23 protein-coding genes are annotated in these 24,140 nt (G+C 64.3%); 9 read left to right on the top strand and 14 right to left on the bottom strand.

Annotated features, from left to right (window positions below; all coding sequences use genetic code 11):
* Positions 1 to 18 precede the first annotated feature (18 nt).
* Positions 19 to 1,350 carry a spinster family MFS transporter gene (locus tag ACQY80_RS13845; RefSeq protein ID WP_428680761.1) on the top strand — a complete coding sequence of 444 codons (1,332 nt, stop codon included), beginning with the start codon at positions 19 to 21 and terminating at the stop codon, positions 1,348 to 1,350.
* Between the two features lie 19 nt (positions 1,351 to 1,369).
* Here ACQY80_RS13845 and ACQY80_RS13840 read toward each other — a convergent pair whose 3' ends face one another.
* Together ACQY80_RS13840 and ACQY80_RS13835 are read right to left on the bottom strand one after the other, a co-directional pair.
* Positions 1,370 to 2,482: an acyl-CoA dehydrogenase family protein gene (locus tag ACQY80_RS13840; protein ID WP_428680758.1), complete on the bottom strand. Its 1,113-nt coding sequence runs from the start codon at positions 2,480 to 2,482 to the stop codon at positions 1,370 to 1,372.
* A gap of 12 nt (positions 2,483 to 2,494) precedes the next feature.
* Positions 2,495 to 3,676 carry an acyl-CoA dehydrogenase family protein gene (locus ACQY80_RS13835; RefSeq protein ID WP_428680755.1) on the bottom strand — a complete coding sequence of 394 codons (1,182 nt, stop codon included), beginning with the start codon at positions 3,674 to 3,676 and terminating at the stop codon, positions 2,495 to 2,497.
* Positions 3,677 to 3,858: 182 nt separating this feature from the next.
* Between ACQY80_RS13835 and ACQY80_RS13830 the strand changes: the two genes are divergently transcribed.
* Complete coding sequence (locus tag ACQY80_RS13830; protein WP_428680752.1) at positions 3,859 to 5,508, top strand: long-chain fatty acid--CoA ligase; 1,650 nt, start codon at positions 3,859 to 3,861, stop codon at positions 5,506 to 5,508.
* Here the strand turns inward: ACQY80_RS13830 and ACQY80_RS13825 are convergent.
* Together ACQY80_RS13825 and ACQY80_RS13820 are read right to left on the bottom strand one after the other, a co-directional pair.
* A complete protein-coding gene (locus ACQY80_RS13825) occupies positions 5,501 to 5,968 on the bottom strand; it encodes a DUF3237 domain-containing protein (protein WP_428680749.1) in 468 nt (155 codons plus the stop codon). The genes ACQY80_RS13830 and ACQY80_RS13825 overlap by 8 nt on opposite strands.
* On the bottom strand, positions 5,968 to 6,510 hold the full coding sequence (locus ACQY80_RS13820; protein ID WP_428680746.1) for a nuclear transport factor 2 family protein: 543 nt from the start codon (positions 6,508 to 6,510) through the stop codon (positions 5,968 to 5,970). The genes ACQY80_RS13825 and ACQY80_RS13820 overlap by 1 nt, the downstream gene beginning before the upstream one ends.
* A 162-nt stretch (positions 6,511 to 6,672) precedes the next feature.
* Between ACQY80_RS13820 and ACQY80_RS13815 the strand changes: the two genes are divergently transcribed.
* From ACQY80_RS13815 to ACQY80_RS13795, 5 genes are all read left to right on the top strand, one after another.
* The gene (locus ACQY80_RS13815; RefSeq protein ID WP_428680743.1) at positions 6,673 to 7,155 is read left to right on the top strand and encodes a GFA family protein; all 483 of its coding nucleotides are present in this window, start codon (positions 6,673 to 6,675) and stop codon (positions 7,153 to 7,155) included.
* A 57-nt stretch (positions 7,156 to 7,212) separates the two neighbouring features.
* The gene (locus ACQY80_RS13810; protein WP_428680740.1) at positions 7,213 to 7,782 is read left to right on the top strand and encodes a TetR/AcrR family transcriptional regulator; all 570 of its coding nucleotides are present in this window, start codon (positions 7,213 to 7,215) and stop codon (positions 7,780 to 7,782) included.
* A gap of 70 nt (positions 7,783 to 7,852) precedes the next feature.
* Positions 7,853 to 8,428, top strand: a complete 576-nt coding sequence (locus ACQY80_RS13805) for a DUF308 domain-containing protein (RefSeq protein WP_428680737.1) — start codon at positions 7,853 to 7,855, stop codon at positions 8,426 to 8,428.
* Positions 8,429 to 8,490: 62 nt separating this feature from the next.
* Positions 8,491 to 9,669 (top strand): formate-dependent phosphoribosylglycinamide formyltransferase, encoded by a 1,179-nt coding sequence (gene purT / locus ACQY80_RS13800; RefSeq protein ID WP_428680735.1) that lies wholly within the window; start codon positions 8,491 to 8,493, stop codon positions 9,667 to 9,669.
* Positions 9,670 to 9,839: 170 nt separating this feature from the next.
* The gene (locus ACQY80_RS13795) at positions 9,840 to 10,205 is read left to right on the top strand and encodes a hypothetical protein (protein WP_428680732.1); all 366 of its coding nucleotides are present in this window, start codon (positions 9,840 to 9,842) and stop codon (positions 10,203 to 10,205) included.
* Positions 10,206 to 10,336: 131 nt separating this feature from the next.
* Here the strand turns inward: ACQY80_RS13795 and rplA are convergent, their stop codons facing one another.
* The 9 genes from rplA to ACQY80_RS13750 form a co-directional block, all read right to left on the bottom strand.
* Positions 10,337 to 11,035, bottom strand: coding sequence for a 50S ribosomal protein L1 (rplA, locus tag ACQY80_RS13790; RefSeq protein ID WP_428680729.1), 699 nt, complete (start codon positions 11,033 to 11,035; stop codon positions 10,337 to 10,339).
* A 4-nt stretch (positions 11,036 to 11,039) separates the two neighbouring features.
* The gene (rplK, locus tag ACQY80_RS13785; protein ID WP_077028838.1) at positions 11,040 to 11,471 is read right to left on the bottom strand and encodes a 50S ribosomal protein L11; all 432 of its coding nucleotides are present in this window, start codon (positions 11,469 to 11,471) and stop codon (positions 11,040 to 11,042) included.
* 153 nt (positions 11,472 to 11,624) lie between these two features.
* Complete coding sequence (locus ACQY80_RS13780) at positions 11,625 to 12,563, bottom strand: acyl-CoA thioesterase (protein WP_428680726.1); 939 nt, start codon at positions 12,561 to 12,563, stop codon at positions 11,625 to 11,627.
* Between the two features lie 40 nt (positions 12,564 to 12,603).
* Positions 12,604 to 13,140: a transcription termination/antitermination protein NusG gene (nusG, locus tag ACQY80_RS13775; RefSeq protein WP_428680723.1), complete on the bottom strand. Its 537-nt coding sequence runs from the start codon at positions 13,138 to 13,140 to the stop codon at positions 12,604 to 12,606.
* A 33-nt stretch (positions 13,141 to 13,173) separates the two neighbouring features.
* Positions 13,174 to 13,371: a preprotein translocase subunit SecE gene (gene secE / locus ACQY80_RS13770; protein ID WP_428680720.1), complete on the bottom strand. Its 198-nt coding sequence runs from the start codon at positions 13,369 to 13,371 to the stop codon at positions 13,174 to 13,176.
* Positions 13,372 to 13,566: 195 nt separating this feature from the next.
* Entirely contained in the window at positions 13,567 to 13,887 is a 321-nt protein-coding gene (locus ACQY80_RS13765; RefSeq protein ID WP_428680717.1) for a DMT family transporter, read from the bottom strand.
* Positions 13,888 to 14,010: 123 nt separating this feature from the next.
* Complete coding sequence (locus tag ACQY80_RS13760) at positions 14,011 to 14,577, bottom strand: methylated-DNA--[protein]-cysteine S-methyltransferase (protein WP_428680714.1); 567 nt, start codon at positions 14,575 to 14,577, stop codon at positions 14,011 to 14,013.
* Between the two features lie 63 nt (positions 14,578 to 14,640).
* Complete coding sequence (locus ACQY80_RS13755) at positions 14,641 to 16,338, bottom strand: sulfatase-like hydrolase/transferase (protein WP_428680711.1); 1,698 nt, start codon at positions 16,336 to 16,338, stop codon at positions 14,641 to 14,643.
* Positions 16,339 to 16,376: 38 nt separating this feature from the next.
* Positions 16,377 to 18,641, bottom strand: a complete 2,265-nt coding sequence (locus ACQY80_RS13750; RefSeq protein WP_428680708.1) for a TonB-dependent receptor — start codon at positions 18,639 to 18,641, stop codon at positions 16,377 to 16,379.
* 231 nt (positions 18,642 to 18,872) lie between these two features.
* On the opposite strand from ACQY80_RS13750, the gene ACQY80_RS13745 reads away from it, so the two are divergent.
* The gene (locus ACQY80_RS13745; protein WP_428680705.1) at positions 18,873 to 19,514 is read left to right on the top strand and encodes a CerR family C-terminal domain-containing protein; all 642 of its coding nucleotides are present in this window, start codon (positions 18,873 to 18,875) and stop codon (positions 19,512 to 19,514) included.
* A gap of 10 nt (positions 19,515 to 19,524) precedes the next feature.
* Here ACQY80_RS13745 and ACQY80_RS13740 read toward each other — a convergent pair whose 3' ends face one another.
* Positions 19,525 to 21,690, bottom strand: a complete 2,166-nt coding sequence (locus tag ACQY80_RS13740) for a S9 family peptidase (RefSeq protein ID WP_428680702.1) — start codon at positions 21,688 to 21,690, stop codon at positions 19,525 to 19,527.
* Between the two features lie 236 nt (positions 21,691 to 21,926).
* On the opposite strand from ACQY80_RS13740, the gene ACQY80_RS13735 reads away from it, so the two are divergent.
* On the top strand, positions 21,927 to 24,131 hold the full coding sequence (locus tag ACQY80_RS13735) for a TonB-dependent receptor (protein ID WP_428680699.1): 2,205 nt from the start codon (positions 21,927 to 21,929) through the stop codon (positions 24,129 to 24,131).
* The last annotated feature ends 9 nt before the right edge of the window (positions 24,132 to 24,140 follow it).

Raw genomic sequence — 24,140 nt, 5'->3', positions numbered from 1 at the left:
CCCGCCATGGAGAGGCCTATGACCACCGAAGCCGCGACGACTTCCACCACCGAAACCGCGCCCGCGCACATGCCCTATGGCGCGCTGTTCCTGCTGATGATCGTCTATGCCTTCAACATGCTCGACCGGCAGATCGTGACGATCCTGGTCGAGCCGATGAAGGCCGACCTGAACCTTGCCGACTGGCAGATCGGGATGATCAGCGGCCTCGCCTTCGCCCTCTTCTACACGCTCCTGGGCATTCCGCTGGCGCGGATCGCCGACCGCGGCAACCGCGTCGGGATGATCGCCGTCGCGCTGTTCGTGTGGAGCGGCTTCACCGCGCTCTGCGGCGTCGCGCGCAACTTCACCGAGCTGCTGCTCGCACGCATCGGCGTCGGCGTCGGCGAGGCCGGCTGCACCCCGGCGGCGCACAGCCTGATCACCGACTATGTTCCCCGCGAACAGCGCGGCCGCGCACTGGCCCTTTACTCTCTGGGCGTACCCGTCGGTTCGCTCGCGGGGCTCGTCCTCGGCGGCATATTGCTCGCGACGCTCGGGTGGCGCGCCGCCTTCCTGATCGCCGGCGTTCCTGGCATCCTGCTCGCCATCATCGTCTGGTTCACGCTCGACGAACCGCGCAAGCGCACAATCGCCACCCAGGCCGCAGCGCCCCATATGCCGCTGGGTCAGGTGCTCGCGACGCTCCGCCGCCTACCCAGCTTCTGGCTCATCTCCTGCGGTACCGCGATGGGGGCGTTCGGCTATTATGGCCAAGCCTCCTTCTTCGGCTCGCTCTACATGCGAACCCATGTCGAGGGGATCGGCGCAATGGCATCGAGTTGGGGCGTGCCGCCGACGGTGTTCCTCGGTCTGAGCCTCGGCCTCATCGTCGGGCTGGTCGGCATGGTCGGCACCTTCGTCGGCGGCCAGCTCGCCGACCGTGCAGCGCGGCGCGGCATCGAGGGCTATACGCTGGTGCCCTCGACCTCGCTGGTCATTGCCGCACCGCTGTTCGCGGGTGCCGCGCTCGCGCCAACCGTGCCGCTGTCTTTCGCCTTCCTTGCATGCGCGATCTTCGTTCATGCGCTGAACTATGGTTCGGTCTTCGCCTCGGTGCAGACCCTCGTCCCGGCACGGGTGCGGGCGATGGCGGCGGCGGTGCAATTGTTCGTGACCAACGCGATCGGCCTTGCGCTCGGACCGCTGTTCGTCGGGATTGCGAGCGACCTGCTCGCGCCGTCGCTGGGCAGCGAGCAAGGACTGCGCGCGGCGATGGCGCTCGTCGCGCTGCCGCTCGCCATCGGGTCGCTGCTATTCTGGCTGGCGGGCCGCCGGATCGAGGCCGACGAAGCGAAGCAGGGCGCCTGAGGCGCCCTGCAAATTCCCTTTATCGTGTGAGTTCGGCGAAGCGCGCCTTGTGATGGTCGCGGTCGCCGTGCGCGAGATCGAGCATCATCTGGCGGCGGAGGTGATGGCTGACGACCAGCTCCTCGCTGGTGCCGACCCCGCCGTGGAGCTGCACCGCCTGCTGCGCCACCGCAATGCCGCACTGCGCGACACGGACCTTGGCCGCCGCGATCAGCGACGACGCCTCGCCCCCGCTCGCAAGCTGCGAGGCCGCAACCATCATCAAGGCGCGGGCTTCCTCGCAGGCAACGCTCATGTCGACGATCTTGTGCTGGACGACCTGAAAGCTGCCGATCGGCGCGCCGAACTGCTGGCGGGTACGCACATAGTCGAGCGTTGCGGCCACCGCTGCCTCCATCGATCCGACCGCTTCGGCCAGATGCGCGATGATCGCACGGTCAATCGCGGCGTCGATGCGATCCGCGGCCTCGCCGATCGCACCGACCGGGATTCCGGCCACATCGGCAAGGTCGAGGCTGCAATGACGATGGCTGTCGACCGAGCGGAAGCGCTGGATCGTCAGCCCCTCGGCGCCGCGCGGGACGAGGAACAGGCTGACGCCCGCGCGCGCGCCCGATGTACCCGCCGTGCGCGCGGAGACGAGATACCAGTCGGCATCGGCGCCGTCCTCGACATGAGCTTTGGCGCCAGTCAGTTTAAAGCTGCCGCCATCGTCCGAGGCGTTGGCGGAAATCGCCGCCACCTCAAAACCCTCATCCTCTATCAGCGCGGCCGCAATGCGTGCCTGCCCCGCTCCGACCTGTTCGAGCAGCGCGGCGCAATGGTCGCCGCCGCCCGCCATCAACGCGGGCGCCAGCACGCAATGGCTGACATAGGCCTCGGTCATCAGGTGACGGCCAAAGCCTTCCATGATCGCCATGATCTCGACCGGACCGCCGCCCAGCCCGCCGTCTTCTTCGGCGATCGGCAGCATCAGCCAGCCGAGTTCGGCCATCTGCGCCCAGCGGCGTGCCGTCCCCTCGGGCCCTTCGGCAAGGCGCTTCAGCCGGTCGGCGGCATTCCATTGGTCTTCGCCGAAACGAAGGGCGCTGTCGTGCAGCATCTGCTGCTCGTCGTTAAAGGCGAACTGCATGGATCTTCTCCCTCAAAGGCCGAGCGCGCGGCGCGCGATGATGTTGCGCTGGATCTCGCTCGACCCGCCATAGATGGTCGTGACGCGGGCATAGAGCGCACCCTTCAGCGCGAAGGGCATATCCTCCGGCAGCACGCTGTCGTCATCGAGCGCCGCGAAATGCTGCGCGTCCGGCCCCAGCGCCTCGACCCACAAGGCGGTCGCCTGCTGCGTCAGTTCGGACCAGCGCAGCTTGACCATCGACCCGCGCGGACCGGAGTCGGCACCCGATGCGGCATCGGCCATCAGGCGCATCACCATCGCCTGCACCGCCATCGCCTCGATCTCGACCTGTGCGAGCTTGGCCTTGAATTCGGGTTTGTCGATCAGCAGGCCGTGCGCGGTCCTGCGGCGCGTCGCCACCTCGCGCACCGCGCGCAGCGTCTGTGGCAGGAACATCGCGGTCGCGGCGGCAACCATGCGCTCGCGGTCGAGCAACACCTTGCCGTAATTCCAGCCCATGCCTTCCTCGCCGACGACATTGGCCGCAGGAACGCGAACATCGTCGAGGAACACCTCGTTCGTGTGATGCTTTTCGTCGAGCGTGTGGATCGGACTGATGCGGATGCCCGGCGTATCCATATCGACGAGGATCAGCGAAATGCCCTGCTGGCGCCGCCCCTCGTTCGAGGTGCGCGCAAGCACGAACATGCGGTCGGCGACATGCGCGTAACTGGTCCACATCTTGTGGCCGTTGATGACATAATCGTCTCCGTCGCGGTCGGCGCGCGTGCGCAGCGCTGCAAGGTCGGACCCCGCGCCCGGCTCCGAATAGCCCTGGCACCACCAATCCTCGCCGCTGATGATACGCGGCAGATAGAAGTCCTTCTGCGCCTGGCTGCCATAGGTGAAGATGATCGGACCGATCAGTTCGAGCCCCTGATGGAATTGCGCGGGCGCGTCAGCCGCCGAGGCTTCGGACCAGAAGATGTGAAGCTGCTGCGGCGTCCAGCCGGTGCCGCCATATTCCTTCGGCCAGGTCGGCGCGCCCCAGCCACGTTCGGCAAGGCGGCGCTGATAGGCCACCAGATTTTCGGGCGACAGGCGCAACCCGGCGCGGACGATCTTTTTCCAGTCGTCGGGAATCGAGTTCGCGAAAAAGCCGCGCACCTCCTGCTGAAACTCCCGGTGTTCGGGGGCCAGGTCCAGATTCATGATCGCATCTCCCATCAATTGGGCCGGGCTTAGCCGCAGCGTCGGCCCGCTGGCTCGCGGGCGGAGGGAGATCGCCCCAATTTCGCAAATGTGATTGTCGCGACGCGCAATGGGCGACGCTTCGCACCCGCCCGCGGCTGGGCAATCGTCGCAACCAATCAAGTCATTAAAGGAGAGGTTTCATGTACGGCCTGATGCAGGCGCAGCCCCTGACGACCGCGATGCTGATACGGCACGCGGCGACCAACCATCCGCGCCGCGAGATCATGTCGCGCCGGGCCGACGGTTCGATCGAGCGGTCGGACTGGCAGACGGTCGAACGCCACGCGCGCCATATCGCCGCGGGACTCGCAGACCTCGGCCTGAAACCCGGCGACCGCGTTGCGACGCTGGCATGGAACCGCCTTCCCCACCTCGAACTCTATTATGGCGTCAGCGGCGCGGGCATGGTGCTGCACACCGTGAATCCGCGACTCTTTCCCGAGCAGATCCGCTATATCGTCGACCATGGCGGGGCGCGGGTGCTGTGCGTCGATCCCGATCTTCTGGCGACCGTCGAGCCGCTACTCGCCGACCTGCCCAAGATCGAGCGCGTCATCGTCCTCGCCGATCAGGCCGACATGCCCGAAACCGCGATCGCCGACCCGATTTCGTACCAGAGCCTGACCGACGGCCCGCGTGCGATCGCGCACTGGCCGGACCTCGACGAAAACAGCGCGAGCGCGCTCTGTTACACAAGCGGGACGACGGGCAATCCGAAGGGCGTCCTCTACAGCCACCGCTCGACCGTGCTGCACGCGATGAGCGCGCTCGCCAACGACAGCATGTCGCTCGGCGCGGCGGACTCGATCCTCGTCGTCACGCCGCTGTTCCACGTCAACGCGTGGGGCATTCCCTATTCGGCGGCGATGGCGGGATCGAAGCTGGTTCTGCCCGGATCAGCGCTCGATCCGGTATCGCTCTATGAGTTGATGCGCGACGAGGGGGTGACCTTCTCGCTCGGCGTACCGACGATCTGGTTCGCCTTCCTCGACCATCTCGAACGCGAGCGCGCGGCCGAGGATCGCGCGGCGCTCAAACTCGACCGCATCTTCACCGGTGGTGCCGCGACCCCGCGCTCGCTGATCGAACGCTTCCGCAACCTTCTGGGCGTCGAGACGATGCAGGCGTGGGGGATGACCGAGACAAGCCCCGTCGCCACCGTTTGCCGCCCGCTCGCGCATCACGCCGACCTTGGCGAGGAGGCACAGATCGATCTCCGCGCGATGCAAGGCCGCTCGGTCTTCGGCATCGAACTGCGCATCGAGGACGAGGATGGCAACGACCTGCCCCGCGACGGCGAAGCCGCGGGCCTGCTCAAGGTTCGCGGGCCGTGGGTGCTCAGCGCCTATCACGGCCAGCCGGCGGGCAGCGCGCTCGACGCCGATGGCTGGTTCGATACCGGCGACGTCGCGAAAATCGACCCCGACGGCTTCCTCCAGATCACCGACCGCGCCAAGGACGTCATCAAGTCGGGGGGCGAATGGATTTCCTCGATCGACCTCGAAAATGCGGCGGTCGCGCACCCGAAGGTCGCCGAAGCCGCGGTGATCGGCGTCGCACATCCCAAATGGCAGGAACGCCCGCTCCTCCTCGTCCGGCTGCACGCCGGCGAGACCTGCACCAAGGACGAGATCATGGACTATCTCGCCGACAAGGTTGCGCGCTGGTGGCTGCCCGACGATGTGATCTTCGTCGGGGAATTACCGCATACTGCGACGGGCAAGCTTCTGAAGACCGAACTGCGCAGGCGCCACGGCGATCATTTCGCCGCAGCGGATGCCGTCACCTGATCGCGAAGACGTGATACATCGGGCCGTCGTCGGTGCGCATGCCATTGGCGACGGCGATGATGCGGTTCATCCAGTCATAATCCGGATGCGACGTGACGAAGCGCGGCGTCGTGCGAAGATACAGATCCTCGTACAGCCCCGGCTCGCGCCGCCTGAAACGCTCGGCCGCCTCGGGCGAGGTAGGCACGGTAAGCCCGGTATAATGCATCGCGATTCGCGCGCCGTCGTCGGTTTCGAGCGAGGTGCGAACGTCGATGATCATCGTTCCGTCGCCACGCCACGTCACCCAGTCGGCGCCATCGGGCATCACGCGCCCCTTCAGCCGCGGCCCCTCGAACGTCCCGCCATGCACCGGAAAAATCCCGAGCCGGCCTTCGCCGCCGATCGGCTGCGCCTGATCATAGGCGACGTTCAGCCGCATCACGAACAACGGCTCCCACGCCAGCGTCTCGATTCCCATCAGCCTTCTCCCTGCTGCCCTGCCCCGAATAGCGCATAAACCGGATCTTCGGGCCAAGGGCGCCCGACCGATTTGCGGTGCGCGAAGCGTTCGGCCTCGCTCTTGTCCGGCGCGGGGTTTTCCTCGACCCAGTCGAAGACGACCACACGGTCGGCGACCCGCCATTCGCCGCCACGCTTCTCGAACCGGTCGACATAGCGTCCATGCATCAGGAGTTCGACCAGCCCGCCTTCGCCGCCCGGCTGCCGCTGCAACGCGGTGAAATAGCTTTCGACCGCCGCCTCTTCGCCGCGCAGGTCGATCAGAATATTGTGGAGCTGGTGAATACCCCGCTCTATCAAGGGCAGCGTCTGCATCGCCCAGTCGATAAAGCCGTCGGTGGTTCCGTTATAGGCGCCATGGTCGTCGGTGCCGCCGGGCCAGCACGCCGACCGCAGCATCGCCTCGTCAGCGCGGTCAATTCCCCGGCAATAGCGATAAAGGCAATCGCGAATTTTCTCGCGGTCCATCAGTTCCGAGATATCCGACGCCCTGTCCTGCATTCGCCTTGCTCCCTGCTTTTCGCCGGTGATGCGCCGGGACCGCGGCGACGCAAAGAGGCCCTGCACCCTGCACGAAATTATCGCATGGGCGATGGCCCTCACCGCAGACGCCTTGACCCGCCCGGTCGGGACGATATCGCAGCATCGATCGAGGAGACGGGCATGGATCGCATCGAAACCGAAGCGTCGGGTGGCTGTCAGTGCGGCGCCGTCCGCTGGCATGTCACCGCGGTGCTCGATACTTCGCACATCTGCCACTGCCGCATGTGCCAGAAGGCGGCGGGCAATTTCTTCATCGCGTTGATCGGCGTCCCGCGCGACGCGATCCGCTGGACCCGCGGCGAACCCGCGACCTTTGCCAGTTCGGACAAAGCAGCGCGCGGCTTCTGCCGCGATTGCGGGACGCCGCTGAGCTATGATTATCACGAGAGCAGGCATATCAACCTGACCACCGGGTCATTCGACGAGCCCGAACGCTTCCAGCCCAAGGTCCAGTTCGGGCTTGAGGGCCGACTGCCCGTCTTCGCCGACCTGCCTATCAAGGCCGAGGGCACGACCGAAGAAACGATGAGCGATTATGTCGCGGCGATCCGCTCGACCAACCACCAGCATCCCGATCACGACACCATGAGCTGGCCGACCTGAACTGCAGATCTTGGCGAAGGACATTGACTCTCTACCTATTGGTAGGTAGATGACCGCATGACCTCCACCGCCGACCAAATTCTCGACTGCGCCCAGACCCTGCTCGTCGACGGCGGCTACAACGCCTTCAGCTACGCCGACATCGCGGCGGTCGTGGGCATCCGCAAGGCGAGCATCCACCATCACTTCCCCGCCAAGGCCGATCTCGTCCGCACGCTCGTCGCCCGTTACCGCGGTCAGGCCGCGGCGGGTTTGGCCGGGATCGCCGCGTCGGTTCCCGATCCGCTCGACCAGCTTCGGACCTATGTCGGCTACTGGAGCGCCTGCATCGCCGACGCCCGCCCCTCCTATTGCATCTGCGTCATGCTCGCGGGCGAACTTCCTTCGCTGCCCGACCCCGTTGCGGCGGAAGTCCGCGCCCATTTCCGCGCGCTCGCACAATGGCTGGCGGCAGCCATGGCGCGCGGCGCCGAAACCGGCAGGATACGCCTGACCGATCCGGTCGAGACCGAAGCGGAAGCCTTTGTCGCTGCGGTGCATGGCGCGATGCTGTCCGCCCGCGCGCATGGCGATCCAGCGCTGTTCGGCCGCATCACTGCTCCTCTGCTCCAACGGCTCGCGGCTTGACACCAGGCCGCACCCTTCGCCCTTCTCTCTTTCACCCTTTCGATCTACCTACTAGTAGAAAGTCAAATCGATGACCGACGCGCCGTCTCCGCAGTCAGAAACCCGCTGGCTGAAATCCTATTACACGCTGCGCTTCCTGTTCTCGGCAGCATGGGCGGCGGGTGCCTTTGCCGTCGGTGGCAGCGGCGTGCCCGGCATCGCAGCGGCGCTGTTGATCGCCTATCCGGCGTGGGACGCGCTCGCCAATTATCTCGACGCCCGCCGCAGCGGCGGCTTTGCCCGCAACCGGCCGCAAGCCGCCAACGCGGCCATCAGCTTCGCGACGACGGTCGCCGTCGTCCTCGCGCTTGGGCGCAGCACCGACGCGGTGCTCGCGGTCTTCGGCATCTGGGCGATCGTGGCCGGTCTGCTGCAACTCGGCGCCGCGGTGAGCCGCTGGAAGCGAAGCGGCGCGCAATGGGCGATGATCCTGAGCGGCGCGCAATCGGCGCTCGCAGGCGGCTTTTTTGTGGTGAAGGCCAAGGCCGGCGGCGCCCCGGCGCTCGAGATGATCGCGGGCTACGCGTCGATCGGCGCGCTCTACTTCTTCATCTCGGCCTTCTGGCTGTTCGCGGGCGACCGGCTGCGCCGCCACCGACACGGTTGAGGGCTCTGGCCAAGCCCGGCCTTCGCGACTAGAGCGCCCTTCATCCCAGCACGGAGCGCGCCATGACCCCCACCGCCAAAATCCTCCTTCTCGGTTCGGGCGAGCTCGGCCGCGAGTTCGTCATCTCGGCGAAGCGTCTCGGCTGCCATGTCATCGCGTGCGACAGCTATGAAGGCGCGCCGGCGATGCAGGTCGCGGACCAGTATGAAGTCTTCTCGATGCTCGACGGCGACGCGCTCCGCGCCACGATCGAAAAGCACAAACCCGACCATATCGTGCCCGAGGTCGAGGCGATCCGGACCGAGATCCTCGCAGAGGTCGAGGCTGGGGGCTTCCACGTCGTCCCCTCGGCCCGCGCCGCGCAGCTCACGATGAACCGCGACGCGATCCGCGACCTTGCGGCAAGCGAACTGGGACTCAGGACCTCGACCTTCGAATATGCGACGACCCGCGAAGAGCTGGCCGCCGCGGCTACGCGCATCGGCTTCCCGCTCGTCGTCAAGCCGGTGATGTCCTCATCGGGCAAGGGCCAGAGCACGGTCAGGGACGCGGAAGCGATCGACGCCGCCTGGGACTATGCCGCCGCCGGGATGCGCGGCGACCGCCTGCGCGTCATCGCCGAGGCGTTCATCGACTTCGATTACGAGATCACCCTGCTGACCGTGCGCCACAAGGACGGCGTCAGCTTCTGCCCGCCGATCGGCCACCGGCAGGAGCGCGGCGACTATCGCGAAAGCTGGCAGCCCGCCGCCATGTCCGATGCCGCGTTGGCCAGCGCGCAGGATATGGCGACCAAGGTCGTCGATGCGCTCGGCGGGCATGGCATCTTCGGCGTCGAATATTTCGTGAAGGGCGACGAGGTCATCTTCTCCGAACTCAGCCCGCGCCCGCACGACACCGGAATGGTCACGCTGATTTCACAGGCGCTGTCGGAATTCGACCTTCACGCCCGCGCGATCCTCGGCCTGCCGATCCCGGCGATCGAGGTGCCCGACGCCAGCGCCAGCGCGGTCCTGCTCGCCGACCGCGATGCCGAGAATTTCGCGATCACCGGGCTCGCCGACGCCCTGGCCGCGCCGAATGCGGAAATCTCCATCGATGCCCGTATCTTCGGCAAGCCGGTTACCCGGCCGTATCGCCGGATGGGCGTTGCGCTTGCAAAGGTCGCAGGCGGCACAACCGACGACGCACGAGAAGCTGCGGTCGCGGCAGCGGGTAAGCTGACGATCGATTATCGCTAGCAAGGCGGGGCGTCTGCTATCGACCGATTGCGGACATTGGTTCGAGGCCGCATACCGTGCGCCTCCCAGGAGTAAGCGAATTGCGCGGATCCGAGTGGCGCCCTTCGAGGCTAGCTAAATCTGGCCGATCTCACGAAACTGCGGATCGACACACAGGGGTTCCCGACACGATGCTCAGATTGCTTGCCTTAATACTCCTCGCCGGATGCACGGCCACCGACAGCGATGCACCCGAAGTCCGCTACCAAGGGGAGCTAATATTATTCAACTTTTTCGGGCGCCAAGCGCTGGTGTCCATCGATGGAGAAGGAATATATTCGGGTACGCTAGACGTTTCCAAGGAGAACGAGAGTACAGGCCTTTCTCTCGCCGTAAACGTGACCGCGAAAAAATGCTCAGACATCGAGATCGTCTACGACGGCTCAGTGATTTCGGACAAGATTTGCCCCGACAAGGACGGTTTTCGAGTCTTCATCAATCCTGACATGTCGCCGCAAGTGAATATGACCTACGACAAAGGCGTGGGGCTGGACTGAACTCAACTGCCCGATCAGGATAAATTTCAACTCCGGTAGCAGCGTCCGCTTCCCACCCCAAAGCTGCCGTTCGCCTATAAGAAAAGGGCCGGAGTTTCCTCCGGCCCTTCCCTAAATCGTTGCGCTGGCGATCAGGCGCCGACGACGTCGGCCGTGTCGACCTTGACGCCCGGGCCCATCGACGACGACAGCGCGATCTTGCGGACATATTTGCCCTTCGCACCGGCCGGCTTGGCCTTGACGATCGCATCGACGAAGGCGTCGAAGTTCTGGCGGAGCTTTTCCTCGCCGAACGACAGCTTGCCGAGGCCGGCGTGGATGATGCCGACCTTTTCGACGCGGAATTCGATCTGACCGCCCTTGGCGGCCTTCACGGCTTCGGCGACGTTCGGGGTCACGGTGCCCAGCTTCGGGTTCGGCATCAGGCCCTTCGGACCCAGCGTCTTGCCGAGGCGGCCGACGATGCCCATCATGTCCGGCGTCGCGATGACGCGGCCATAGTCGAGGTTACCCGCGAGCATGTCTTCCATCAGGTCTTCGGCACCAACCTTGTCGGCGCCGGCGGCCAGCGCCTTTTCGGCGTTGTCGCCGCGTGCGAACACCGCAACCTTGACGTCCTTGCCGGTACCGGCGGGCAGCGTCACGACGCCGCGGACCATCTGGTCGGCGTGGCGCGGGTCGACGCCCAGGTTCATCGCGATTTCCAGCGTTTCGTCGAACTTGGCGGTCGCCAGCTCGCGAACGGTCTTGATCGCTTCGTCGACGGCGTGAAGCTTCAGCGCGTCAACCTTGCCCTCGAGGGCCTTCTGCTTCTTGGTCAGCTTTGCCATCGGTTCAGCCCTCCGTCACTTCGAGGCCCATCGAACGGGCGCTGCCCTCGATGATCTTCGTTGCCTGTTCCAGATCATTCGCGTTGAGATCCTTCATCTTGATCTCGGCGATTTCGGTCAGCTTCGAACGGGCGATCTTGCCGCCGCTGATCTTGCCGGGCTCCTTCGAACCCGACTTCAGGTTCGCGGCCTTCTTGATCAGATAGGTCGCCGGCGGCGTCTTGGTGACGAACGAAAAGCTCTTGTCGGCAAAGACGGTGATGATGGTCGGGGTCGGGGTGCCCTTTTCCATGGAATCGGTCGCGGCGTTGAACGCCTTGCAGAATTCCATAATGTTGACGCCGCGCTGACCCAGTGCCGGCCCGAGCGGCGGCGAGGGGTTGGCAGTGCCGGCGGGCACCTGCAGCTTGATGTAGCCGCTGATTTTCTTAGCCATGATGGCCTCCTGTCTTTCTGTCGCCCCGGACGGATCCGAAGCTCAAAATTAGCGGTCAAGCAGAAGGGCATCACCCCTTCCTCCCGCGCGGAATCACGCCCGTATCTGACGCGAAGCGGCGCCCCTAACCGCAAATGCCCCGAAAAACAAGCCTTATGCGTCGGGCGCGGGCGGTTTGATGCGAAGCAAACCTTCCTGCATAGCCGAGGCGATCAGCGTCCCGTCGCGGCGATAGACGAGGCCGCGATTGATCCCGCGGCTCGCGCCCGTCCAGTCGCTGTCCATGACATAGACGAACCAGTCGTCCACACGAACATCGTCATGAAACCACATCGCATGGTCGAGGCTGGTCGAGAACAGCCCCGGCGTCGACCAGGTAAAGCCGTGCGGCATCAGCGACGACGACAGCAGCCCCATGTCGGACGCATAGGCGAGGAAGGCGCGGTGCAGCAGCGGATCGTCGCCGATCGGCGCCGCCAGCCGGTACCACTGGTAATGCGCGGTCGCCTTTTCGGTCGACGGCGGCCGGAAGCTGCGAATCTCGAACGGGCGGAGGCGCGCCATGCGGTCGAGCTGCGCGTCGCTGACATTGGGGTCTGCCGCCAGATTCTCGACGAACTCGACGCATTCTTCGGGCGGCAGCACATCGGGCATCGGGGCCTGATGGCTCACGCCGGGCTCGGGCGCGTGGAACGACGCGGTCAGGTTGAAGATGACCTTGCCGTCCTGCCGCACCACGACGCGGCGGTTCGCGAAGCTGCGTCCGTCGAAGTCGCGGTGCACGCGGAAGTGAAGCGGCTTCGCCTCGTCGCCGCCCCGCAGGAAATAGGCGTGGAGCGAATGCGCGGACTTGCCGGGATCGACCGTGCGCGCCGCGGCGACAAGCGCCTGCGCGATCACCTGTCCGCCGAAGATGCGCTGGCGCGTCGGCTTGCTGAAGGCAGGAAAGGTAAACTCGTCCTCGAGCCCGGGCACGGGCTCGAGGTCGAACAGCCGCGTCACGGCGGCGACGACCTTTTCGGGTGAAAAGGCCGACTGAATTTCGCGCGCACGATCGACGCGAACCTGAATCTCTTCGGGAGTCAGGCTCATGCGATCATCCAATCTGCTGGAAAGCGACGGCCAAGGGCCATCACTTCATGCGTTCGACCTGCTCGAAATCGAGCTCGACGGGGGTCGCGCGGCCGAAGATCGACACGCTGACCTTGACGCGCGCCTTGTCGAAATCGAGTTCCTCGACGAGGCCGTTGAAGCTCGCGAACGGACCTTCGAGCACCTTGACCTGATCGCCGATTTCGTAATCGACGCGGATTTCCTGCTTCGGACGGGCCGCGGCCTCTTCCTTGCTGTTAAGGATGCGCGCAGCCTCGGCCTCGCTGATCGCCTGCGGCTTGCCCATCGACCCCAGAAAGCCGGTGACCTTCGGCGTGTTCTTGACGAGGTGATAGACGTCGTCGGTCATGGTGAGCTTGGCAAGGACATAGCCCGGGAAGAACTTGCGTTCCGCCTGAACCTTCTTCCCGCGCTTCACCTCGGTGACCGTCTCGACCGGCACCTCGACCGCTTCGACGAGCTGGGTCAGCCCCATGCGTTCGGCTTCGGCGAGCACCGAATCGCGAACCTTGTTCTCAAAGCCCGAATAGGCGTGAATGATGTACCAGCGCGCCATGTTGCGTATCCTGTCCCTGAATAAATCGCGCGATCAGCGCGCGAGCGACGTCAGCCAGCCGACGATCAGCTTGAAAACCGAATCGACGCCGAAGAAGAAGAGCGACAGGATCGTCGTCATGATGATCACCATGATCGTCGTCTGCACCGTCTCGCGGCTCGTGGGCCACACGATCTTCGTAGCTTCGGTTTTCACCTGGTTGACGAATTCGCCAATCTTGGGCCTCGCCATATCGATCGTCCTGTCTTTCAAACGTCCTTGGGTTCCGGCCAGATGGGTTGCCGCCCCTCCCGCGTCAAGCGGGCTTTGGGCAATAGTCCGCCCACCCTCCCCGGCATACCGGCGAAAGGCGGAAGGAAACGGCGCAACTGTCCGAATGGAGCGGCCTTTAACTCCCCGCCTTCTGCTTGGCAAGCAATTGCAGTTTCACGCGGGCGACGACAGCTTCATCAGAACCAGCCCCGACACGATCAGCAGCGCCGCGACGATCCGCATCGCGCTTGCCTGCTCGCCCAATATGGCGATCCCGACCAGAAAGGCGCCCACGGCACCGATACCGGTCCAGATCGTGTAGGCGGTGCCGAGCGGCAGCGATTTCATCGACATCGACAGCAGCGCGAAGCTCGCGATCATCGCGGCGATGGTCACGACCGTCGGGACCGGACGGGTAAAGCCTTCGGACTGCTTCATCGAAAAGGCCCAGACGATTTCGAACAGACCGGCGATGGTAAGATAAATCCAGGCCATGACAGCCTCCCTTCCAAGGCTGCCGGGCCGTCCCGGACTTGAAACCTGCCAATGCAGGGGGGACGTGGCCCCTTCGCGATCACGCGTCTTTAGGCGAAGGCGCCACCGTAGCCAAGTCGATCCTCAAAAGTCGAAACCCTGCTGCGGCGAAACCGGTGGTACGGGGCCGAGCCGCACGCCTTCGAGTTCGAGCATCCGCGCCTTCGACATCGATCCGCCCGGCGCAGAGAATCCCCCGATCTTGCCGCCTGCGGCGGTCACCCGGTGGCAGGGAATGATCAGTGGCACGGGATTGCCCGCCATTGCCTGCCCCACGTCGCGCGCATATTCCGGGCCGACATCCAATATTCGGGCAATGGCGCCGTAGGTCGACGTCTCGCCCCAGCCGAGCTTGCGCACCTCGGCATAGACGCGGTCGAAGAAGGCGCTTTGCTCACCCAGATCGACGGGAACGTCGGCGAAGTCGATCCGCTCGCCTGCGAAATATCGCGTCGCCCGGCCGATGACCTCCCGCACCTCGGGCGGCGGTTCGGCGCGCCGGGCATCGGGCAACCGGCGCGCGATCGCACGCCCCGCTTCATCGGCTGTCGGCGCCGGAAGGCGCACCGCGCTGACGCCAGCGCCACTCCATGCCATCGCCGCAAAACCCGCGTTCGTTTCGAAAAGCTGAAACCGGTTCTCGCGTGCCAATATCCTGCTCCCGATGCGACCGGGGCAAGATAGCGCGCCGACCGCACGATTTCAAAGCCGGGATCAGGACATCGGGCGGTTGTAAAGCTCGGTCGGCCCAGGATATTCGCTGCCGTTGTCCACCCCGATCTCACGCGTCACGAGCGCATTCACCATCATGTTCAGGCGCAGGACGTTCCGCTGCTGATCCGGGCGCGCCGCCAGATTGACGAGTTCGTTCGGGTCGGCCTGGGTGTCGTACAGCTCCAGATCATTATTGCGCGACAATTCACCCCAGTTCCGCGGCTGATGATGCTGCGCCGGCGCGAAATAGCGCGCGAACTTCCAGCGGCCATCGTGCACGCCGCGATGCAGGCGGCGACGCGAGAGGTCGAACCGCTCGGCAAAGGGCGCGCTCGCAGGCGCACCCGCGCGGGGCGCCCAGCCATAGCCCACAGCATAGTCGAACAAATGTCCGCGGACATCGCGCTCGGTTCGCGTGCGCGGATCCGCAAGCAAGGCAGATATGTCGACACCCGGAAGCTCTGGATATTCTTCCCTGACCCACTTCTTTTCCGCGCCCGCCAACGCCAGCATCGTCGGTGCAATGTCGACCGCACTCATCAGCCGGCTGGTCGTGCGCCCACCGGGCACGTCGGGGTGCACGATGATCATCGGAACGTTGGTTTCTTCGCGATAGATCGTCCCGCCCTTCTGCCGCATCCCGTGCGCGCCGGCACGCTCTCCATGGTCGGACGTGTAGACGATCACGGTATTGTCGATCTGCCCGCTCGTCTCCAGCGCCCACAACAGCTGCTCGATCCGACGGTCGACGTCGCGGATGCAGTTGTAATAATAGTTGCGGAACCGGCGCCATGACGCCTCGTCCGCGCGCTGCAACTCGCCATAGGTTCGCTCGTTGGACGCGACGATGGCCCGATGCGCTTCGGGTTTGGTAGTCAGATCATCGCGGTAATAGCTTTCGGGCAGCTCGAAGCCATTATCCTCGGCATAGAGCGGATCGCCGGGTTCGCGGCGCAGCGGGCCGAGCAGATAGGGATGCGCCCGCGACGCGGTTTGCTTCCCCGTCGCGTCATAGAACATGATGTCGTGCGGGTTGAGCAGTCCCACGACCATGAACCAGGGTTTGCCGCCGGCCTTGTCGCTGCTCTTGAAATCAAGGATGCTGCGCGAGGCGTCGGACGCGATGTAATTGTCGTGCCGGAAGCCGTCCCATGTCAGCCCGACCGCTTCACCATCGAAGCCGTAGTCGGCAAAGCCATAAGCGTCCATGGCGCCTTCGGTCGCCGGATAGATCGTCCCCGAAACCTGATTCCAGTTCCGCTTCTCGTTGATCGGCGACAGGTGCCATTTGCCCTTGTAGCTCGTGTAATAACCAGCCGCGCGCAGCATGTGCCCCAGCGTCGGCAGGTCGGTGGGCAAGACCGGTGCATCGGACGCCCCCGAATTCAGATAGATGCCGGTACGCTGCGTATGCCGCCCGGTGAAGATGGTCGACCGCGACGGGCTGCACGGCGTCGTCTGGACATGGTAATTTTCGACAAGAAGGCCACGTTCCATAAGCTTGCGATGGCCCGGAAGCTTTTCCAGCAGCCCCTTGGGAAAGCTCGCGATGCTTTGTTCCTGATCGGTGACGATCATCAATATGTTGAGCTTTCGTCCGCCCTGCGCGCGGGCCGCGACGGGGACGCCGGAGGCGGCGAGCGCTCCCACGCCCCCGACGCCGCCCACGAAACTCCGCCGGTCGATCGTCCAGACCATCTTTCATTCCTCCCGGCGCAGGACGCGCCCTGCCTGCTTCAGAAGCGCACCACGCCTTCCAGATTGATCGTGCGCGGCGGGTTGATCATCACGACGTGGCTGTTTCCGCCAAGCAGCGGCGTGTTGAACGCCTGACTGAAGGTCACCTTGTTCGTAATGTTGCGCCCGACGAGGGCCAGTTCCCACGCTCCGCTTTCAGCGCGGATAGCGACGCGCGCGTTGAACTTGGTGTAGCCCGGCTGGGTATTCAGCGGATTGAGGTCGCCCTGAAGATAGGATTTCGACGTGTAATCCGCGGACCCGTTCGCCGAGAAGATCAGCGCATCGCTGACCGGAAGGTCGAGTTGGACGAAGCCCGCCGCTTTCCACTCGGGGGCGCGGGTCAGACGGACACCGGCGAGATTGTTCGTCACCGGCGTACAGCCGACCGGGGCGTTGTAGAGACACGGACCACCCGGATAATCACCATATTTGGCGTCAAGATAGGCGCCGGTCGCACCCAGACTGAACACCCGGCTGGGTCGGAAGCGGGTCTCGACCTCGACGCCCTGCGCCGTCGCCTTGGCGGCATTGCCGGTGATGAACGCCGTGCCGTTGTAGGACGAGACCTGCAGATTGGCGAAACGGGTACGGAACAACGCGACATCGATGTCCAGACGGCGGTCGAGCAGCCGCATCTTGGTACCGAGCTCCCACGCCCGGGCGCGCTCGTCCTCGAAATCGAAGCGGCCGTTCCCGTTCTGGATATTATAGAGCAGCAGGCCGTCGTTCGACAGGAAGCCGCCGCCCTTCGTGCCTGTCGCATAGCTCACATAGGCCGAAACCTGCGGGCTGAATTCGTAGCGAAGGCGCAGCGAGTAATCCCACAGCTTTTCGGTCCGCTGGCCGCGGAGATCGAAGTCGAGATTGTTGGCAGGAATGCGCGGACCGACGTTCGTGCTGGTGCCGCGCGCCCGCTTCTTTTCGTAACTGTAGCGAAGGCTGCCGCTGAAAGTCAGGCCGTCGACCAGATCGGCCTCCAGCGAGGCGAAGGGCGACAGCGACCAGGACGACTGCGTGAAGGCGCGCGTTCCCTTGGCCTGGGGCAGCGTCGTGCCGACGAGATTGCCATTATAGTTGATCAGTTGAAGGATATCGAGGTTGGCGTCCGTATAGGTCGCGCCGAAGGACAGGTTTATCCCGGCCGCGATGTCCCGCGCGATACGCAGCTCCTGAAAGATCTGGTCGCTGCTTTCCGCCTGCAACGTGTTGAGCAGGTCGATGGGACCGGGGACGGTATTGAAGGTTCGCTCCGAATCCACCCATTGATAGGCACTGAGCGAGGTGATCGACCATTCACCGGGCTTCCAGGTGATCGTCATCGCGCCGGTGCGCGATTTGGTGACGTCATATTCAGCCGGCGTCCCCCGACTGAAACGCCAGAAGCCCGGCTTGTCCTGCGCATCCACACCGCCGCTCGCGTTGCGGATGATGTTGCAAAGGTTGCAGTTGGCATTGCCGATATTGTTGTAGACCGCGTTCGACCCGTTGACCTCGTTCCGGAAGCCTTCGACCTTCAGCAGGACTTCGAGATCGTCGGTCGGTTCCCAGAGCAACTGTGCGCGGCCCGAGAGATATTTCGAACCGCCGTCGTCGAACCCGGTCAGCCGGTTCTCGATATAGCCGTCGGCCTGCCCGACCGCCCCGCTGACGCGCAGGCTGAGCGTGTCGCTGACCGGACCCGACAGAAAGCCGCTGAAGTTCATGCCGCCTTCGGACAATTCGGTGCCGGCGCGAACCTCGGCCTCGAAATCGCGGGCCGGCCGGCGCGTCACCATGCTGATCGCGCCCGCATTGGTGTTCTTTCCGAACAGCGCGCCCTGCGGCCCGCGCACCACTTCGATGCGATCGACATCGAGGAAGGGCACTTGCAGCGACCGCGCCCGGCTCGAATAGACGCCGTCGACGAACAGGCCGACCGACTGCTCGAACGCCAGATTGTTCGCGCCCGATCCCAGGCCGCGGATGGTGATCGCATAATTGCCGTTGGTGTTGTCGATCTGGAGATTGGGGACCGACGCCTGCAGGTCGGTAAACAGCCGCTGTCCCTGCTGTTCGATAGCAGCGCCGGTCACGACGCCGACCGAAATCGGAACTTCCTGAAGTGTCTGCGGGCGCCGGGTCGCGGTGACGATGATGTCGTTGGCGCCGGCCTCGACGCTCGCTTCTTCGCCTGCGACGGCCTCCTGCGCGAACGCGGGGGCCGCCCCGCACATCAGGCTTCCGGCAAAAACCGCAGCCAGCAATTCGACCTTCTTCGTCATCCCTGCCTCCCGATTGAGTCTCTTTATATATCAATTGATATATTTTGAACGACAAAGAATCAATAGCATTCTAAGTATTTTTCAAATCCCTGATATCCGATTGTTTTTCCATGAATTTGCCAAGCCGATCGCTCTTGCGCTAGGCAAGGACCGCAAGGATTGCTCGGGAATCGGGAGACAATATTGGGGGCAAATTCATCCGACGCGCTGCCCCAGCCGGGACGCGACACAGTGACCACGGCGTCCCGCAAGGGCGATCTGTCGCGCCAGCGCATCCTCGACGCCGCGCTGGTCGAATTTGGCCGGTCGGGCTTCCGGGCGGCAACGACACGCGCGATTGCCGCGCGGGCCAGCACCACCCTGCCCCCACTCAAATATTATTTCGGCAGCAAGGAAGGCCTGTACCGCGCCTGCGCCGAGGAAATCGTTGCGCGTTATGCGCGGGCGACCGCGCCGGCCGTGGAAGGCGCCTGGCGAACCCTCGAAGCGCCCCCCGATCCGAAAAGCGCGCGCGACACGCTCAAGGAGCTGATGCGTACATCGGTCGATTTCATTCTCGGCAGCGAGGCTTTCGCCCTGGGCAACGGCATCATCGCCCGCGAACTTTCCGAACCGGGCCCTGCGTTCGATGTTTTTTACGAGCGACTGTGGCTGCCGGGAATAGATCGTAACGCCCGGCTGATTTCGCGGATCAAGTCCGAGCAGGAGGTATCGGAAGAATCGCGCCTCCAGGCGATCTTGCTCGTATCGAGCATTCCCTCGTTCCAGACCCGCCGCCTCGTCGCCCAACGCGCGATGGCGTGGCAGACCATCGGCGAAAGCGAGCTAAACAGCCTGACCAGCGTACTGCACCAGCAGATCGACCGCATGTGACGTCAGGGCGTCAGGCGACGCACCGCATGGCAAAGGCCCAGAACAGGGCCATTTCGCCATATTCGCTCTTGAGATCGCCGCTGCCCTGATGACCGCTATCCATGTTGGTCAGCAGCATCGCGGGATTGCCGCTGGTCGACTGATGCCGTACCTCGGCAACGAGCTTCGCCGGCTCCCAATAGGGAACACGGTCGTCCTTGAGCCCCGCGGTACAAAGCAGCGGCGGATAGGGCGCCGCGCGGACATTCTCATAGGGTGAGATTGACCGGATATAATCATAGGCCTTGGGATCGGCGAGCGGGTCTCCCCAGTCGGGGCGGAACAGCGGCACCAGCGGATGCGCGCCGTCGCTCATCGTGTTGAGCATGTCGACGAAGGGCACTTTGGCGATCACCCCGCCCCACTCGGCCGGCGCGATGTTCATGCTCGCCCCGACCAGCAGGCCGCCGGCGGAGAGGCCGTAGGCGACGACGCGCCCTTTTGCGGTATAGCCCTTGCCGGCCAGATGTTCGGCGCAGGCGATAAAGTCGGTGAAGCTGTTGCGTTTCGTGAACTTGCGGCCGCCGAGAAACCATTGACGGCCCTTTTCCGAGCCGCCGCGCACATGCGCGATCGCATAGCGCCAGCCGCGATCGACCAGCGTCAGTGCCGGGATCGAAAATTCGGGATCGCTCGAAATGCCGTAGGAACCATAGCCATATTGCAGCAGCGGCGCCTTGCCGTCCTTCGGCGCGCCGCGGCGCGACAACAGGGTGATCGGCACCAGTTCGCCGTCGGGCGCCGGGGCGAACAGGCGCTTGACCTCATAATCGTCGGGATTGAAGTTCTTTACCGCCTGTTGCTGGACGATGCGCTGTTTGCCGTCTTTCAGGCCGACCTCGATCCAGCGGCGCGGCGATTTGGGCGACTGGTGGACGATCAGGACATGCGCGGCCTTGTATGGCTGATCGGCCGGCACTTCGACGGCATAGGCCGGGTCGCCGAACGCCACCCGCTCCTCGGAGCCGTCGGCGCGCAGGATCGCGACGCTATGCTGTCCGTCAACCCGCTCGAGGCGGACCAGCGCGCCGGCGAAGGGGTGGACCGACAGGATCGGCGTCCCCGCGCGATGCGGCACGAGCACATCCCTGGTCGCGAATGTCTTTGCGTCGAGCCTCAGCAGCTTCATGTCGAACGCTTCGTCGGCGTCGGTCGTCGCGATCAGGTCGCCGTTCCACTCGTCGATTTCGTAGCGGACACCCGGGCGGCGGACCCATATGGTTTCGGGCGGCGCGGTCTCGGCGCCCGCGCGGACCAGCCGGACCTCGGCGGTATCGGGGCCCGAAAGCGTCAGCGCGACGAAGCCGTCGGCGGCGGTACGTCGCACGCCCATGAAGATCGCGGGATCCTTTTCTTCATAGACCAGCTCGGTCGTCTTGCCGTCGACCGAGGTGCGATAGAGCCGCGTCGGCCGGTTGCGCGCATCGCGCCAGATCCAGAACAGCCATTCGGACGAGGGCCCGAAAACGAGCCCGCCATAGCCATAGGCATCCTTGTCGACGAGCGTGCGGATCGCGCCACTCCGATTATCGCGGATCACGATCCGGTGGCGATCGTTGCCGATGACATCCTCCGCCCACACGAACCAGCGATGGTCGGGGCTCGGCTGATGCCCCGTGCTGCGGAAATAGGGCTGCCCTTCAGCGCGCGCCGCCTCATCGACCAGCAGTTCGGAGACCGCCCCTGCCTTGCGCCGGCTATAGATGGCGTGCACCGCGCCGGCGGGAATTTCGGACGAATAGGCCCAGCCATCGCGCTCGATCGCCGGCGCCGCCATTTCGCCCGCCGTGCGCGCGAGCATCGCATCGAGCAATGCCGCCCGCTCGGCAGCGAGCGGTTGCAGCACCGCCTCGGCATAGGCGTTTTCGCCGTTCAGCATCGTCGCGACAGGCTTCGGGATATTGGTACGCGTCCGCTCGCCGCCCTCGGGCAGAAACTTCATCCAGCTATAGACGTCGTCGCGCGACCGTCCGAGCTGTTCGATGATGTGCGAGATGCGCGGCGATTGCGGCGGCACCGCTCTCGGCCAGCGCGCCTTGGCCGCCTTCGCCAGCGCCAGCGGCGTTGCCGACAGTATCGCCGTCATCGCCGCCCCGCCCAGAAAGCGCCGCCGCGAACCATTTGCCATACCGTCCATTGCCGACCGTCTCCCACGCGAACCACCATCACGGCCGCAGCTTATGGAAGCAAGTTTGGCTTTCACCGCCGATCAGGCCGCCAAATCCACCAATCGGGCAAATCGGTGTGCTGCGACCGGCCGCCTTCGCCGTTTCGCTGGCCCGATAAAGAGAGAGAATGGCCCGACTATCGCCGACACGACCGTTGAACCTGATAGCGTGAGAATTGGAATTTTCTACCAAAAGGGAGGCGAAAATGTCCTTTGCATCGGTAAAGCGCGTCGTATTTTGTGGCATTTCGTTACTCGCCCTCGGGCAAACCTCGGCGGCTTTCGCCCAGAATGCGTCGGCGAGCACCGACGATAACGATATCGTCGTCACCGCAACCAAGCGGCAGGAATCGGTTCGCGATGTGCCGGGATCGGTCTCCGCCGTCAGCGAAGCGACCTTGCAGAAGCTGAACGCACAGAGCCTGTCCGACTATATCACCCGCGTCCCCGGCGTCGTGTTCAACGACTATCAGCCGGGCGTCTCAGAAGTCGTGATCCGCGGCATCGCGTCGAGCACCTATCATGAAGCCAATCAGGCCACGACGGGCTATTACCTGAACCAGATTCCCCTGATCGAACCCGGCTTCCCGCTCGTCATCCCCGATGTCGACAGCTTCGATGTCAGCCGCGTCGAAGTACTCCGGGGGCCGCAGGGCACGTTGTTCGGTTCCTCGTCGCTCGGCGGTGCGGTCAACTATGTCGTCAACGAAGCCGATCCGAGCGCCTTCGACGCGGGCTTCGAGGGCAATCTGTCATCGACCAAGCGCGCCGGCGAGGTCAATTACGCCGCCAAGGCCATGGTCAACCTGCCGATCGCAACCGACAAGCTCGCCGTGCGCCTTGTCGCGCTGCAGCGCGTCGATGCGGGCTATCTCGACAACACGCTGCTCGGCAAGAAGGGCAGCAACGACCTGCGCGTGCGCGGCCTGCGCGGTTCGATCGTCTTCACCCCGACCGAAACGACCAAGATTTCGGCGCTCAGCATGTATCAGGAATATGATCTCGACGATCAGACATATGTCATCTTCGGGACGCCCAAGACCTATGACCGTGCAACCAACGTCGCCGAGTTCCAGGACACCAGCTTCATGCTGCACAGCCTGAAGCTGGAACAGGATCTGGGCTTCGCGACGCTGACCGCGATCGGCAGCTATACCGAGAAAAAGGCGAACCTCGCGTTCGACAACTCGATCTTCGGCGGCAACGACCCGCGCACCAACACGCCCGAACTGGCGAGCAGCCGGGGCAAGTCGAAGACCGACTATGCCGAGCTTCGCCTCGCCTCTCCCGACGGCGGCCGCTTCCGCTGGTTGATCGGTGCCAACTATACGCGGCTTCGCTCGGCGAACACCGACGGCACCTATATCGAGGGCATCGGCGACCATATCGACGCCAATCCGGGCATGTTCGGCGGCCAGTCGGGCGACACGCTGGCTCCTGGCGACCTTGCGACACGCACCGTCAGCAGCAACCGCGTCACCGAAAAGGCGATCTTCGGCGAAGCCTCATTCGATATCGTCGATCATCTGACGCTGACCGTTGGCGGCCGCCTGTTCGAATACCGGTCGAGCCCGCGGCTGCAATATCTGCCCAACGCCAACCTGATCCCGCCGTTCGACTTCGCGCCGGGCACCAGAAAGGATTCGGATTTCATCCCGAAGGTCTCGCTGACCTATAAACCCAGCGACGATTTCATGGTCTATGCGCTTTATTCGGAAGGCTTCCGCATAGGCGGCATCAACGTCTATTCGGCGGCAGTTCCCGGCCTGCCGCTGACCTTCGAAAGCGACACGACCAAGAATTACGAAATCGGAACGCGTGTCGATCTGATCGACAAGACGCTTAGCATCGACCTCACCGCCTACCACATCGACTGGGGCAATATTCAGGCGCGCCTGTTCACGCCCGGCGACTTCAACGCCTATACGGTGAACGGCGGTGGTGCGGACGTCGACGGCATCGAACTCAGCCTGACGCTGCGCCCCACCCGCAATCTGACCCTTGCATCGAACGTCTCCTATAACGACGCGCGCCTGTCGACACTACTGCCCGACAGCTTCGCTCCGGGGGGCGGCTATGCGAAGGGCACGCAGTTGCCGGGTGCATCAGACTGGATCCTGTCGAACTCGGTCGACCTGAACTTCCCTGACTCGCCCCTTAAGCCGCGTTTCAACCTGTCGCATCGCTATATGTCGGGTGCACCGGTGGCATTCGGCGCGGCGCTGGAAAAGGGCGATTATCACATCATCGACCTGAACGCGTCGATCACTGTCGCCGACCGCGTCGAGCTGGGTTTGTTCGCCAAGAATCTGTTCAACCAGTACGGCATTCTGAACGCGCCCTTCTCCTTCGCGGGATCGGTGACGCGGCCGCGCACGGTGGGTGCGACGCTGCGGTTCAGCCTGAACTGAGGAAGCAAT

Source organism: Sphingopyxis sp., from assembly GCF_965279755.1.
Lineage (GTDB): Bacteria > Pseudomonadota > Alphaproteobacteria > Sphingomonadales > Sphingomonadaceae > Sphingopyxis.
The sequence above is the reverse complement of the archived record's forward strand: the minus strand, read 5'-3'. Positions and strand labels throughout refer to the sequence as shown.

Coding starts and splice junctions, on each gene's coding strand:
- ACQY80_RS13835 (WP_428680755.1), bottom strand. CDS start 3,676: ATGAATCTGGACCTGGCCCCCGAACACCGGGAGTTTCAGCAGGAGGTG.
- ACQY80_RS13780 (WP_428680726.1), bottom strand. CDS start 12,563: ATGAGCCTGACTCCCGAAGAGATTCAGGTTCGCGTCGATCGTGCGCGC.
- ACQY80_RS13825 (WP_428680749.1), bottom strand. CDS start 5,968: ATGGGAATCGAGACGCTGGCGTGGGAGCCGTTGTTCGTGATGCGGCTG.
- ACQY80_RS13750 (WP_428680708.1), bottom strand. CDS start 18,641: ATGACGAAGAAGGTCGAATTGCTGGCTGCGGTTTTTGCCGGAAGCCTG.
- ACQY80_RS13840 (WP_428680758.1), bottom strand. CDS start 2,482: ATGCAGTTCGCCTTTAACGACGAGCAGCAGATGCTGCACGACAGCGCC.
- ACQY80_RS13795 (WP_428680732.1), top strand. CDS start 9,840: ATGCTCAGATTGCTTGCCTTAATACTCCTCGCCGGATGCACGGCCACC.
- ACQY80_RS13755 (WP_428680711.1), bottom strand. CDS start 16,338: ATGGTCTGGACGATCGACCGGCGGAGTTTCGTGGGCGGCGTCGGGGGC.
- ACQY80_RS13805 (WP_428680737.1), top strand. CDS start 7,853: ATGACCGACGCGCCGTCTCCGCAGTCAGAAACCCGCTGGCTGAAATCC.
- ACQY80_RS13735 (WP_428680699.1), top strand. CDS start 21,927: ATGTCCTTTGCATCGGTAAAGCGCGTCGTATTTTGTGGCATTTCGTTA.
- ACQY80_RS13830 (WP_428680752.1), top strand. CDS start 3,859: ATGTACGGCCTGATGCAGGCGCAGCCCCTGACGACCGCGATGCTGATA.
- ACQY80_RS13820 (WP_428680746.1), bottom strand. CDS start 6,510: ATGCAGGACAGGGCGTCGGATATCTCGGAACTGATGGACCGCGAGAAA.
- ACQY80_RS13810 (WP_428680740.1), top strand. CDS start 7,213: ATGACCTCCACCGCCGACCAAATTCTCGACTGCGCCCAGACCCTGCTC.
- ACQY80_RS13845 (WP_428680761.1), top strand. CDS start 19: ATGACCACCGAAGCCGCGACGACTTCCACCACCGAAACCGCGCCCGCG.
- rplA (WP_428680729.1), bottom strand. CDS start 11,035: ATGGCAAAGCTGACCAAGAAGCAGAAGGCCCTCGAGGGCAAGGTTGAC.
- secE (WP_428680720.1), bottom strand. CDS start 13,371: ATGGCGAGGCCCAAGATTGGCGAATTCGTCAACCAGGTGAAAACCGAA.
- ACQY80_RS13765 (WP_428680717.1), bottom strand. CDS start 13,887: ATGGCCTGGATTTATCTTACCATCGCCGGTCTGTTCGAAATCGTCTGG.
- ACQY80_RS13815 (WP_428680743.1), top strand. CDS start 6,673: ATGGATCGCATCGAAACCGAAGCGTCGGGTGGCTGTCAGTGCGGCGCC.
- rplK (WP_077028838.1), bottom strand. CDS start 11,471: ATGGCTAAGAAAATCAGCGGCTACATCAAGCTGCAGGTGCCCGCCGGC.
- ACQY80_RS13740 (WP_428680702.1), bottom strand. CDS start 21,690: ATGGACGGTATGGCAAATGGTTCGCGGCGGCGCTTTCTGGGCGGGGCG.
- nusG (WP_428680723.1), bottom strand. CDS start 13,140: ATGGCGCGCTGGTACATCATTCACGCCTATTCGGGCTTTGAGAACAAG.
- purT (WP_428680735.1), top strand. CDS start 8,491: ATGACCCCCACCGCCAAAATCCTCCTTCTCGGTTCGGGCGAGCTCGGC.